This is a genomic window from Candidatus Nitrotoga sp. BS, assembly GCF_927797785.1.
Classification (GTDB): Bacteria; Pseudomonadota; Gammaproteobacteria; order Burkholderiales; family Gallionellaceae; genus Nitrotoga.
In genome coordinates this window covers 1-12,002 of record NZ_CAKMLL010000113.1, presented here as the reverse complement: position 1 = coordinate 12,002, position 12,002 = coordinate 1, and the positions used below count along the sequence as shown (strand labels likewise).

Genomic DNA, 12,002 nt, shown 5'->3' with positions numbered 1-12,002 from the left:
TGCTGCATCCTGATCGCGCAGCGGTTGAGGGCTGACATCCGACAACCCTTAACCAACTCAGCCAGCGATTCCTGGACAATTCGGGTTCGTTGGTTCTGTTCGATGAGGTCGATGACATCTTTACCGATGGCGACGATTTCTTTAGCAGTATGCGCACGCTTAAAAGCGGCTTGAACAAGGCATGGATCAACCAGTTGCTGGAAAACAACCCGATACCCACGATCTGGATTTCCAACGAGATTGAACAAATCGATCACTCTTATTTGCGCCGCTTTGATTACTCGGTTGAAATGACGGTACCACCTGCCTCGGTACGTAAGGGCATCCTCGGCAAATACCTCAAGAATATCCAGATCTCACCCGATGCCTTAAACGGTCTGGCGCAACATGAACACTTAAGTCCGGCACAAATCCAGAAGGCGGCCAAGGTGCTCACGTTGTCGAACGTGGTCGCCCAAGAGCAGGAAAAGACGCTTTGTCATTTAATAAAACGCAGCATGTTGCTGCTGGATCAGAAGCCCAATACCCAACACCTGGATGCTACTGGCAACCGTTATAGCCTGGACTATCTCAATACAAATTACGATATTGGCAAACTGTTGGAACGGTTCAAATCGGTACGATCCGCCAAGGGGAATATCTGTCTCTATGGTGCACCGGGAACCGGTAAGACCGCACTGGCGCATCATATTGCCCAAGCTCTTGACCGGCCATTATTGGTACGTCGCGCGTCTGACATTCTGGACCCGTATAACGGCGTCACCGAGCAGAACATCGCGTCCATGTTTGCCCAGGCAGGACAGGACAATGCGGTTGTATTGCTTGACGAGGCGGACAGTTTTTTATCGGAACGCACGGGCGCACGCGCCAGTTGGGAAGTGACGCAGGTGAATGAAATGCTGACCCGGATGGAAACCTTTCAGGGGCTATTCATCTGCTCGACCAATCTCATGACCCGGCTGGATGCCGCATCATTACGCAGATTCACGCTTAAAATACGTTTCGATTATTTGAAACCGGAACAATCATGGAGTTTGTTCCTGGCCCATATCGGGAAGATTGCCAAGGCCCGTGCCGTGCATTGCGAGACGTTTTTGAAGCAGCTGAACAATTTGACTCCCGGAGATTTTGCGACGGTCAGGCGGCAAATTGACTTGTTCGGCGACAAGCTCTCCCCAGAAGAATTCCTGCTCCGTCTCAAGCAGGAATGTCAGGCTAAACCCAATCAGGGTGGGCGGGCCATTGGATTTATACATTCATAGTAAATTTAATTTAATCCGAGCAGTATCAAGCAACGCCTACTTAGCTCTACCGTAGTACCAAAGCATCACCACTAAGCATCAACCTAGTACTCCCGCAGTACCTCTCGTAATCCATCCGTACTTACACAACTACAGACTAGCGCCACTTGGCCCCGGTCAAGTTTCGTGCGTCCTAAGAAAAGGAAAAATTATCATGAATACCAACACAAACCATCCCGCAGCTCTATTCCCACTAGGGCAAGTTGTCGCCACCCCTGGCGCCCTTGAGCTGTTAGATCAGGCTGCGGTAAATGCGGCTGAACTTCTACAACGCCATGAAAGCGGTGACTGGGGCATCGTGCCTGAAGAAGATGCCGAGCGTAATCAATCTTCCATTTCCGATGGCAACCGCATTTTGTCGAGCTATCCGGTAGGCGATGACCGTATCTGGATCATTACTGAAGCGGATCGCAGTAGCACGACCTTATTGTTACCCAGTGAGTATTGATCATTCTGCCAGGGGAGAAAATCATGTGCTATGAAATGATGAGCGGGCAGCCATGCTATGCAGGGCTCAGCGACACCGAGTTATTGCAAAAGCTTATTGGTGTCCGCCAAACCCAAAAATACTATCGCGGTTCACTGCTGGCGGTATTTACAGCCACTGGTTCAAGTGCCTTGCCCGAGAAGTGTGTTGTGGCGCGTGAATTGGTCAGGCGTTGGCTGAATGAAGAGCTCCGGCGGGAGAGTGTATTGGGTTCGCCTGTCGCAGTGCGTGACTACTTGCGGATTCATTTCGCTGGACAGGAGCATGAGTCATTTGTTGCTTTGTTTCTTGATGCACAAAATCGTCTCATTGCGATGGATGAGTTGTTCCGTGGCACGTTGACTCAGACTTCCGTCTACCCCAGAGAAGTGGTTAAGGCTGTACTGCTGGCGAATGCGGCAGCTGTCATTTTTGCGCACAACCATCCGTCTGGTGTTGCCGATCCAAGCAAGTCCGACCAGCTACTTACCACAACGCTTCAATCTGCCTTGTCCTTGATTGACGTGCGAGTGCTAGACCATTTTATTGTCGCCGGTGCTGATGTTTGCAGCTTTGCCGAACGCGGGTTGCTGTAGGGCTTTAACGCAGCTTCTAACAATCATTACTCCCCACCTGAATAGTAAGACTGCCACTGATGAGGCGGTAGACCCATGCAGGAAACAAAAAGCTGACTAGTGAGAATAGTCGTTATCGCTATCAGGCACCAATCCCAATGAAACCCACACCTAACTACACAATATTGGAGACCCACATGAATGAAAATCAAACTGAAGCCATGCCGTCAGCAGATCGTGACGTGCCTTATACCGATGCCGTTGTGCAATTGACGGGAGAAGACGGCAACGCATTTTTAATTCTTGGTCGAGTTCGCCTCGCCATCCTCAAGAGCAATCATCCCGAGCTGGCAGAGGCGTTTCTACAGGAGGCAATGAAGGGTGATTATGACCATTTGCTGCAAACGTGCCTATCTTATGTCTCGGTCGAGTGAGCACCATCATGAAAAAATCAGTGATTGATCGTCGCTCAATGCGTAACGTCTCGCCTCAAGTACAGCAGTACCTGCAGGCTTCCCTTTCGGACAATACCCGGCGTGCTTACAGCCATGACATTGAACATTTCCTGGCGTGGGGCGGACGCATCCCCGCAACACCGGCACGCGTTGCGTCTTATCTGGCTCACCATGCACAAACCTTGTCGTATGCGACGCTCTGTCGTCGTGTTGTTGCGATTGGACGTGCGCATTCGATCAAGCGATTACCTTCACCGGCACATGCTGAAATGGTGAAGTCCACACTGCATGGCATACGCCGTACAACGGGCAGTGCGCAACGCCATGTTGCGCCTGTGCTGCTGCAAGATGTTAAGGCAATGGTAAAGGATATGACGGGGATGAAGGGCGCGCGAGATCGTGCGTTGTTATTAACAGGCTTTGCCGGTGCCTTTCGGCGTTCAGAGTTGGTTATGATCAGGGTGGAAGACATTCAGTTTGTTGATGAAGGTCTGGTCATTCGGTTGCGCCGTGGCAAAACGGATCAAGCCGGGCAAGGGCGGGATATTGCGATTCCGTTCATGCGGGGTAAATCCTGCCCAGTCAAAGCCATTACATCGTGGCTGGTGCAATCAGGTATTAGCAGCGGTGCACTGTTCAGAAGTGTGGATCGTTACAGTCATGTCACTGAACAGGGTTTGTCGCCTCAATCTGTGGCGTTGATTGTGAAGCAACGTGCTGAGGCAATTGGCTTGGATTCGAGACAATTCTCTGGCCATAGCCTCCGTGCCGGATTTGTGACCAGTGCCGCTAAATCAGGTGCGAGTAGCTGGAAAATTTGTCAGCAAACAGGGCATCAATCTGAAGCGGTGATGCAACGCTATATTCGTGACAGTCATTTGTTTACTGACAATCCACTTGGCAAGATTCGGTAGTTGTTACCGCACTTCTAGTAGCTACATCTAGTGGCCGCATTCAGTAGCCGCATTCAGCAGCCACACATCCCACACTTTCTTCTACTAATCGCCAGCCCGATTACATCCGGCTGGTGTACCGCTATTTCTGGAGTCCACTATGAAAAACATATACGAAAAGGTTACGAATAGCATCATCACATCTCTTGAGCAGGGTGTACCGCCGTGGGTATGTCCTTGGCATGATGGCAATGCTGTGCCGAGTAATCTTGTGACGGGCAAGCCCTACCGTGGAATCAACGTGCTCATGCTTTATGTTGCGGCCATGTCCGGTAATCACGTCGATGACCGCTGGCTGACCTTTAGGCAAGCAAACGAGATCGGTGCGCGTATCCGTAAGGGGGAGCATGGTACGCAAATTGTCTTCTACCGTTTACGCGAGATCAAGGAGAAGACGGGTGAGGTGGCTGAGACTGATATAGCTGAAAGTCGCAGCATTCCGATGTTGAAGATTTATACCGTGTTCAATGTTAGTCAGCTAGAAGCAGTGCCCGAACGTTTCGCGTCTCGCCCTGCTCGGGCATGGCAACCTGTTGAAGAGGCCGAGCACGTGCTCAACAAGACTGGTGCGGTCATCTGTCATGGAGGAAGTCGGGCATTTTACCGGCCAAGTGACGACTTTATTCAGCTTCCACCCCAGGCATCATTTGCTAAGCCTGAAGATTATTATTCGGTGGCACTGCACGAATTATGTCATTGGACTGGGAGCTCCAACCGATTGAATCGTGAGTTGGTTGGGCGAAAGGATATTGAGGCATACGCTTATGAAGAGCTTGTGGCTGAAATTGGTGCGGCTTTTTTATGCGCACATTGTGGACTGTCAGCAAGGTTGGAACATGCAAGTTACATCAATAGCTGGCTTGACGCGCTGCGACGTGACAAGCGATTGATCTTTGTTGCGGCTGGAGCGGCGCAAAAGGCGGCGGATTTTGTGCTGGGTACCGCAGAGGTCGATGCGATAGCAGCATGAACGATGTCTTGAATGCACTGAGTCCGTCATCTTGCCGATATGCAAAAAGTGGCAAGGAACTATTGTGCGGATAGCTTGTATTAATCAAATATAATCACTATGATTAATTATGATATTAAGGATTTCAATATGATTAATAAAGTTCTAACTGCGCATGTCCCAATTTCACTGGTTGATAAAGTTGATCAAATTGCTGCTCGAATGGAGCGTTCACGTGGGTGGATTGTTAAGCAGGCATTGTCCGCTTGGGTGGATCAAGAAGAAATGCGTCGTCGCATGACACTGGATGCAATGGTAGATGTAGAAACAGAGCAAGTCATCGACCATCATTTAGTACAAGCTTGGGCTGATAGTCTAGGTACAGATCAGCCTCTACCTACGCCGCGTTGATGGAATTGAAATGGACGAGCAAGGCACTATCTGACTTGGTTAGATTGTACGAATTTCTGTCACCGATTAACAAGCAAGCTGCCGTGTCCACAGTGCAGTCTCTAACGGCAGCACCCGCAAAGCTCCTTGCGCAGCCTCGTCTTGGAGAAAGGCTGGATGAGTTCGACCCGCGTGAGGTTCGACGAATTCTGGTCGGGAACGTTGAGATGCGTTACGAAATTCAAGAATTAACAATCTACGTGCTAAGACTCTGGCACACTCGAGAAGATCGTTGAGATATAGGCTAAGCCATACCCCGCTAGCTAGGCTAGAGTTCTGGGAAATATTCCATTAACAAGTATTCGACTGCATCCGGCGCAGGGTTCTGGACTCAGCAGTGGTAACAATCAACAGTAGAAGGCATTGTTAAATTTGCAGAGGAGTTTTAACTTTGACAAGAACGCTATTCAACAAACGCAGCTACAAATCAGCTACATTTAAAATGTAAAATAAAAATCACCTAGTGGGTAAACAGCTAAGTGCTTGTTAATATTGGTGCCGCTTGTCGGATTCGAACTGACGACCTACCGCTTACAAGGCGGTTGCTCTACCAACTGAGCTAAAGCGGCGATAAAACTATTGGCGTGGCACTAAGGTGTGATTTACCTGACCTGCACACTGAAACTGGTAGGTCGTGCCAGATTCGAACTGGCGACCAACGGATTAAAAGTCCGCTGCTCTACCAGCTGAGCTAACGACCCATCTCCCTCAAGAAGGGCGCATTATACGGACTTTACCCGCCCTGTCAACGCAGCAAGCGCATCACTCCACAATGCGATAGCGCGTCGGATCGTCTATTCCAGCAGTCTTAAAGCCGGCTCGGCGCAGTTTGCAGGAATCACACACAGCGCATGCGCGACCATCCGAATCGGCTTGGTAACAGGAGACAGTCAGGCTGTAATCCACACCAAGCTTCGTACCAATTTTGACTATGTCGGCCTTGGACAGGCGCAACAAAGGTGCATGCAATGTCAAATATTTTCCTTCTACCGCTGCCTTGGTGGCGAGATTAGCCATGCTTTCAAAGGCCGCAATATATTCTGGACGACAGTCTGGATACCCGGAATAGTCAACTGCGTTCACACCAATGAATACATCCTGCACTTGCAATACTTCCGCCCAAGCCAAAGCGAGTGACAGCATGATAGTGTTGCGCGCTGGTACATAGGTCAGCGGAATGCCTGTTACTGATTGTTCCGGCACTGAAATGTTCGTGTCTGTTAAGGCGGAGCCTCCAAATGCAGTCAGGTCAACGCTAACAACGCGCTTTTCAATCGCACCCAGAGCCTGTGCCACACGCTCTGCCGCAATAAGTTCGGCATTATGGCGCTGCCCATAGTTCACACTCAACGCATGGCAGATATAGCCCTGTCGCTTCGCCATGGCCATCACAGTGGCTGAATCCAGACCGCCAGATAATAATACTACTGCACTCTTCATTTTCCCTGCTTGCTGCCCCACAACAACTTGTGCAATTGTATTTGCAGGCGAACTGGCAATTTATCACGGAGAATCCAATCGGCTAGCACTGTAGGTGATAATTGATCTTGTACTGGTGAAAATAATACGGTGCACTTGTCAGACAAATCACGGTCACGCAACACCTGCTTGGCCCATATATAATCGGACTCATCGCATAAGACAAATTTTATTTCATCGTGCGCATTCAACGCAGCAAAATTACTCCACAAGTTCTTTTTTACTTCGCCTGATGCTGGTGTCTTTATATCCAAGACTTTCATAACGCGCACATCAACATTGGACACGTCCAGAGCTCCACTGGTTTCCAACGATACCTCATAGCCTGCATCGCACAAGGCAATCAGCAAAGGCAATGCATTTTTCTGTGCCAGAGGCTCACCCCCAGTCACCGTAACATAGCGTGTATGGTGCAACGACACTTCAGTCAGTATTCCCGCAATTGTCATATTCTGCCCACCACTAAAAGCATAAGCGGTGTCACAATAAGAGCATCGTAGGGGACAGCCGGTCAGGCGCACGAATACTGTCGGCAAGCCGACTCGGCTCGTTTCGCCTTGCAGGGAATAAAAAATTTCGGTAATGCGCAACTGCTCGCTGACGGAGCACGTAATCATGGAATTTACTTTATTTAAGATTCACTGGCCAATTATGGTGTGATCGGTCTGGTCGGCGTGGCTGCTTCTAGTTTATCTAAACGCCTCACGCGGGCATCCAGATCAATGTAATAATCTCTCTGCTGCTTCTGTGCTTCTTGCAGGCTATGCGTTAACAATTCGTCCTGCCCGCGCAACCTGCGTAATTCAATTTTCTGTGTCTCGATCTGCGCTTGAAGGTCAAATATCTCACGGATCTGTTGCTTACGAATCTTAATCTGTTCCTGCATAGCTTCAGCTTGCTGCTTGATTGTTTCAGACTGCTGCTTACCACTTACTTCCAGAATGGATACACGATCCTTTAGTTGCCGAATTTGATTATGTGCTTCGTCATCGGTAAAGAAGGCAGCATGTGCAGAGCATGCTGCAACGGCACTCCATCCAGCAAACAGGAAAGTGTAAAGTTTCATGCCCTGCCTATTTTGAAGTATAAATCAAGTCGGTGCGGCGATTTTGAGACCAAGACGACTCGTCATGCATTTCACCTTTAGGGTTTTCTTCGCCATAACTGATCGACTCTATCTGATCATCTCTAACCCCCCCCACTAGCAGTCTTTTTTTAACTCCATCGGCGCGACGCTGTCCCAAAGCCAGATTATATTCACTACTCCCACGTTCATCTGAATTTCCTTCCAAACGTACTTTACGGCTAGGGTGCTCGACCAAATATTCAGCATGTGCTTGCACGATGGGTTTATCCTGCTCTGATATGGTATCTATGTCGGTGGGATAATAGATTACGCGCTTAGCCAGCAAACTGTTCGGATTATTAAAGGGATCATTCGCTTCAGAACCAGCGTGACTAGAACCAGAGCCAGAGCCATAACCAGAGTCAGAACCAAAGCCTGAGCCTGAGCCTGAGCCTGAGCCTGAGCCTGAGCCTGAGCCTGAGCCTGAGCCAGGGTATATTGTGATACCAGAAGCACTGGTAAGTGGGTTTTCGCCCGATACAGAGGCATTAGGAAAAGGGGTCGCATCCATGGATGCGTCATTACCGCCTATCTTAGTACTTGCTACAGGAGGTTTAGCGCAAGCAACTAATAGGAATATTAGTAATACGCTCACCATTAGTTGCTTTACATTTCTCGTTATAAACATAATGTCAGTTCTCGCAAATTTGGTACTTTAAAAAGTCCTAACTTAAGCCGCTTATATCTTCGGCTTGCTAGAACATCTTTTTATTAATCCTGTCATCACTAACAGGCTGATAAAGAAACCAGAATTATCAGTTGGGAATTTTTATACAAAAAGTAACAATTATAATAGCCGACTCATACTATCCAATTGATTTATATATAAATATATTTAATCTAAAAATCTACCGTCATTGAAAAAGCTTGGAATGACATAAAATTCAGAATATATCAGTAGCCTGTTTAAACAATGTCATACTAAAAACAAGCTGGAAAATACCAATATATAAACGCACTTACATAAAAGTATCGGACAAAGACTCAGTTACTTGAGTGTGTCGAGGCGTATTTTTGCCTGCCCAGCTATTTTGCTTCCGGGATATTTAGCGATTATTTGATTGAGTGTTGTCTTGGCTCCATTAACAGCCTTAAGTTGACGCTGACTATCTGCAATACTCAACATAGCGTCTGGCACATCAGGGCTAGATGAATACTTGTTTACTAACAACTGATAACTGCCCAATGCATTTTTGTAATCTTCCAACGCAAAATAGGCGTTACCTATCTCATAGTGAATATTAGCCACGTGCTTCGATTCAGGATATTTTTTCAGGAAATCCTGGAAGGCATTAATGGCATTTTGATAGCTACCAGCTTTAACATAATCATGCGCTAAAATGTATGCACGATTCTCCAGAGTGACTGTGTCTTTTTCCAAGGCATATCCACCGACTCCCTTGGTAGATGAAGATAGTAGATGCCCGCTGCCTGTCGCTTTGTCGGACTGCAAGTTGGAAGGCTCTGATGGTGTCCCAAGCGGGGTAGCCGTTACTATCGCTTCAAAATGACGCAGGGTGTTATCCATATCAATATAGAAATCTTTCTGCCGTTTCTCCGCATCCTGCAAGTTGTGCAACATATCTTCGTTCTGGCTGCGAAGCCTGCGTAACTCTATATTTTGTGCGTCATCAATCTTCGTTTGCAGATCAAGCATTGAAGTGGATTGTTGCTTGTTGGACGCTACCTGCCGCTGATTCGATTCCTGCAGCTTATTCAGCAAATCTTCGTTCTGTTCGCCCAACTTTTGTAATTCCATATTTAGTGAGTCAACCTGCGCTTGCAGTTTGTGTATTGAACTTGTTTGTTGCTTGCTAATTCCTGCTTGCCGCCTCTCTATTTCCTGTACGTTATTCATCAACTCTGCATTCTGATCTCGCAACATGTTTGCTTCATCATCCCGAGTTCCAATCTTTTTTTTCAAATCATGAACAGCTACTGTTTCAACATGGCTCAAACGGCTATTTAAATCACTGTATAAATCATTTTGTTTTTTCTCTATCTCTTGCAAACTATGCATAAGATCTTCATTCTGTCTGCGTAAATCAGTGTTCTGCGTCTCAAAGTTTTTTTGTAAATCAAGCACAGATCCGATTTGTTGCTTATCGGATTCTACCAATCGCTTTTCAATATTCTGTAAGCTATGCGTTAATATTTCTTCGTTGTGACTACCTAATTTATTCAGCTCTTCATTCAGTGCCTGGATCTGCTTTTGTAATTCAAGCGGAGATATAGTTTCAAAATGGCGAATCCGAGTATCCAGATCGGTATAAATATCTTTCTGCCGTTGATTCATATCGTGCAAGTTGTGATCAAGATCTTCACTCAAACCCTGTAACTTGCGAAATTCTGAATTTTTATTATCGATCTGTACTTGGAGGTCCAGCATAGCTTGGGTTTGTTGCTTGCCGATTTCTTCCAGCTGAGAGATATTTATCTTAAACTCTGCTTGCTGCTGGTCGAGAACGGAATTTATTTGTTGCTTGCTGATTTCTTCTAGCTGAGCAATGCGAATTTTGAGTTTGGCTTGCTGCTGATCAAGCATGGCATTTACTTGTTGCTTACCATTTTCTTCCAGAAGTGACATTCGCTCATTGAGCTGCGCTTGCTGGCCAAGTAGCAAATTGGCTTGTTGCCTGCCGTTTTCTTCCAACTGAGCAATGCGCTCATTGAACTGCGCTTGCTGACTATGCTGAGCGATGGCTTGTTGGTTGCTGGCTTCAATTTGTTGCCTGCCGTTTTCTTCAAGCTGAGCAATGCGCGCATTGAACTGTTCTTGCTGACTAAGCTGAGTGCTGGCTTGTTGTTTGCTGGCTTCAATTTGTAGCCTGCCGGTTTCTTCCAGTTGAGTTATGCGCTTATTAATCTGCGCTTGCAGAGCAGCAACAGAACTAGTTTGCTGTTTACTTATTTCGGCTTGTTGCTTACTGCTTTCTTCAATCTGAGCTATATTCACCTTTAGCTGCGCTTGTTGATCCAACATTGCACTGGTACGTTGATTCATGGCACCTAGCCGGTTTATGAGCTCAACCTGCTGTTTGATACTTTCTTCCAACTGAGAAATGCGCCCCTTCAGCTGCATCTGTTGGTCTAGTAAAGCGCTAGTTTGTTTTTTATTAGCGTCAGCCTGTCGCTTCTCGGCATCCTGAAGCTCGTGCATCAACTTTACATACTGGTCGCTTAAGTTGAGCAACTTCTTTTCATGATCACTGTAAAGATTTGTCTGTCGCTTTTCCGTATCCTGTAAATTGTGAATACGCTCTTCGTTTTGCCCATGCAATTTGCGCAAGTCGGCTTTTTGTACCTCTATCTGCGTTTGCAGATCATTAATCAAGTTAATTTGCTGTTTGCCAGCGCCTTCCAGAGCGGAGAAACGCTCCCCTAATTGCCGAATCTGATAGTACGCCTCATCATCGGTGAATAGCGAGGCCTGAACTTGCCCTATAACAAAGGTCAATCCTGCAAACAGCAAGGTTTGAAGCTTCATTTCTGACTTACTTAACGTTATAGTTCAAGTCGGTGCGGCGATTTTTTGACCAGGCAGACTCATTATGTTCAGTAGCATTTGGCTTCTCTTCTCCATAGCTAACCGACTCAATCTGGCTTTCTTTAACACCGCCCGCTAGCAACATTTTTCTCACACCATCAGCACGACGCTGGCCCAAGGCCAAGTTGTATTCACTACTCCCACGTTCATCGGCATTTCCTTCCAAGCGCACTGAACGATTTTGATGTGCAACCAAATACTTGGCATGAGCTTGCACAGTGCGCTTATCCTGTTCTGGTACGGCATCTATATCTATTGGATAATAAATACTACGCTTAGCCTGCAAACTGCTCGGTACGCCAAGAGAATCTTCAGCGACTGCATCTCGTGCTGCAGCCTTAGCAGCATCTCGCGCAGCATTCGCCTTGGCAGCTTGCTGCGCTACAGCCACATTGGCTGCTTCACGTGCTGCTGCCGCATCAGCAACAGCCTGTGCTACAGCCGCCTTGGCAGCATCAAGTTCCGCCGCAACTTTGGCTGTGTTAGCCGCTTCTAGCGCTGCAGCTGCATTAGCCGCTTCGCGTGCCGTTGCCGCATCAGCAGCTGCCTGGGCTGCAGCCGCCTTGGCAGCATCAAGTTCCGCCGCAATTTTGGCTGCATTAGCCGCTTCCAGCGCTGCAGCTGCATTAGCCGCTTCGCGTGCAGCTGCCGCATCAGCAGCTGCCTGGGCTGCAGCCGCCTTGGCAGCATCAAGTTCCGCC

Annotated in this window: 14 protein-coding genes and 2 tRNA genes; 8 read left to right on the top strand and 8 right to left on the bottom strand. The window is 47.7% G+C overall.

The genetic code is table 11. The annotated features are described in order from the left end of the window. Positions 1-89: 89 nt before the first annotated feature. The 8 genes from MJ769_RS13505 (at position 90) to MJ769_RS13470 (ending at position 5,385) form a co-directional block, all read left to right on the top strand. A complete protein-coding gene (locus MJ769_RS13505; RefSeq protein ID WP_239237664.1) occupies positions 90-1,262 on the top strand; it encodes an AAA family ATPase in 1,173 nt (390 codons plus the stop codon). 193 nt (positions 1,263-1,455) lie between these two features. Then, positions 1,456-1,749, top strand: coding sequence for a type I restriction endonuclease subunit M (locus MJ769_RS13500; RefSeq protein WP_239237663.1), 294 nt, complete (start codon positions 1,456-1,458; stop codon positions 1,747-1,749). 23 nt (positions 1,750-1,772) lie between these two features. Continuing rightward, the gene (gene radC, locus MJ769_RS13495) at positions 1,773-2,363 is read left to right on the top strand and encodes a RadC family protein (RefSeq protein ID WP_239237662.1); all 591 of its coding nucleotides are present in this window, start codon (positions 1,773-1,775) and stop codon (positions 2,361-2,363) included. Between the two features lie 176 nt (positions 2,364-2,539). Further along, complete coding sequence (locus MJ769_RS13490) at positions 2,540-2,776, top strand: hypothetical protein (RefSeq protein WP_239237661.1); 237 nt, start codon at positions 2,540-2,542, stop codon at positions 2,774-2,776. A gap of 8 nt (positions 2,777-2,784) precedes the next feature. Next, positions 2,785-3,711, top strand: a complete 927-nt coding sequence (locus MJ769_RS13485) for a site-specific integrase (protein WP_239237660.1) — start codon at positions 2,785-2,787, stop codon at positions 3,709-3,711. Between the two features lie 139 nt (positions 3,712-3,850). Beyond that, positions 3,851-4,720, top strand: coding sequence for an ArdC family protein (locus MJ769_RS13480; protein WP_239237659.1), 870 nt, complete (start codon positions 3,851-3,853; stop codon positions 4,718-4,720). Between the two features lie 129 nt (positions 4,721-4,849). Then, on the top strand, positions 4,850-5,110 hold the full coding sequence (locus tag MJ769_RS13475; protein WP_239237658.1) for a CopG family ribbon-helix-helix protein: 261 nt from the start codon (positions 4,850-4,852) through the stop codon (positions 5,108-5,110). Next, positions 5,110-5,385 carry a type II toxin-antitoxin system RelE/ParE family toxin gene (locus MJ769_RS13470; RefSeq protein WP_239237657.1) on the top strand — a complete coding sequence of 92 codons (276 nt, stop codon included), beginning with the start codon at positions 5,110-5,112 and terminating at the stop codon, positions 5,383-5,385. Before MJ769_RS13475 ends, MJ769_RS13470 begins: the two co-directional genes overlap by 1 nt. A gap of 257 nt (positions 5,386-5,642) precedes the next feature. On the opposite strand, the gene MJ769_RS13465 is transcribed toward MJ769_RS13470, so the two are convergent. The 8 genes from MJ769_RS13465 to pal (MJ769_RS13430) form a co-directional block, all read right to left on the bottom strand. After that, positions 5,643-5,718, bottom strand: a tRNA-Thr gene (locus tag MJ769_RS13465). Positions 5,719-5,774: 56 nt separating this feature from the next. After that, positions 5,775-5,850, bottom strand: a tRNA-Lys gene (locus tag MJ769_RS13460). Between the two features lie 61 nt (positions 5,851-5,911). Next, the gene (gene queC, locus MJ769_RS13455; RefSeq protein WP_239237656.1) at positions 5,912-6,589 is read right to left on the bottom strand and encodes a 7-cyano-7-deazaguanine synthase QueC; all 678 of its coding nucleotides are present in this window, start codon (positions 6,587-6,589) and stop codon (positions 5,912-5,914) included. Next, a complete protein-coding gene (gene queE, locus MJ769_RS13450; RefSeq protein WP_239237655.1) occupies positions 6,586-7,245 on the bottom strand; it encodes a 7-carboxy-7-deazaguanine synthase QueE in 660 nt (219 codons plus the stop codon). Before queE ends, queC begins: the two co-directional genes overlap by 4 nt. A 32-nt stretch (positions 7,246-7,277) precedes the next feature. Beyond that, positions 7,278-7,694, bottom strand: a complete 417-nt coding sequence (locus MJ769_RS13445; RefSeq protein WP_239237654.1) for a YbgF trimerization domain-containing protein — start codon at positions 7,692-7,694, stop codon at positions 7,278-7,280. A 7-nt stretch (positions 7,695-7,701) separates the two neighbouring features. Next, positions 7,702-8,265, bottom strand: coding sequence for a peptidoglycan-associated lipoprotein Pal (gene pal, locus MJ769_RS13440; RefSeq protein WP_239237653.1), 564 nt, complete (start codon positions 8,263-8,265; stop codon positions 7,702-7,704). Positions 8,266-8,742: 477 nt separating this feature from the next. Then, the gene (gene ybgF / locus MJ769_RS13435; protein WP_239237652.1) at positions 8,743-11,241 is read right to left on the bottom strand and encodes a tol-pal system protein YbgF; all 2,499 of its coding nucleotides are present in this window, start codon (positions 11,239-11,241) and stop codon (positions 8,743-8,745) included. 7 nt (positions 11,242-11,248) lie between these two features. Continuing rightward, on the bottom strand, positions 11,249-12,002 hold a 754-nt coding region (pal, locus tag MJ769_RS13430), incomplete at its 5' end, for a peptidoglycan-associated lipoprotein Pal (RefSeq protein ID WP_239237651.1).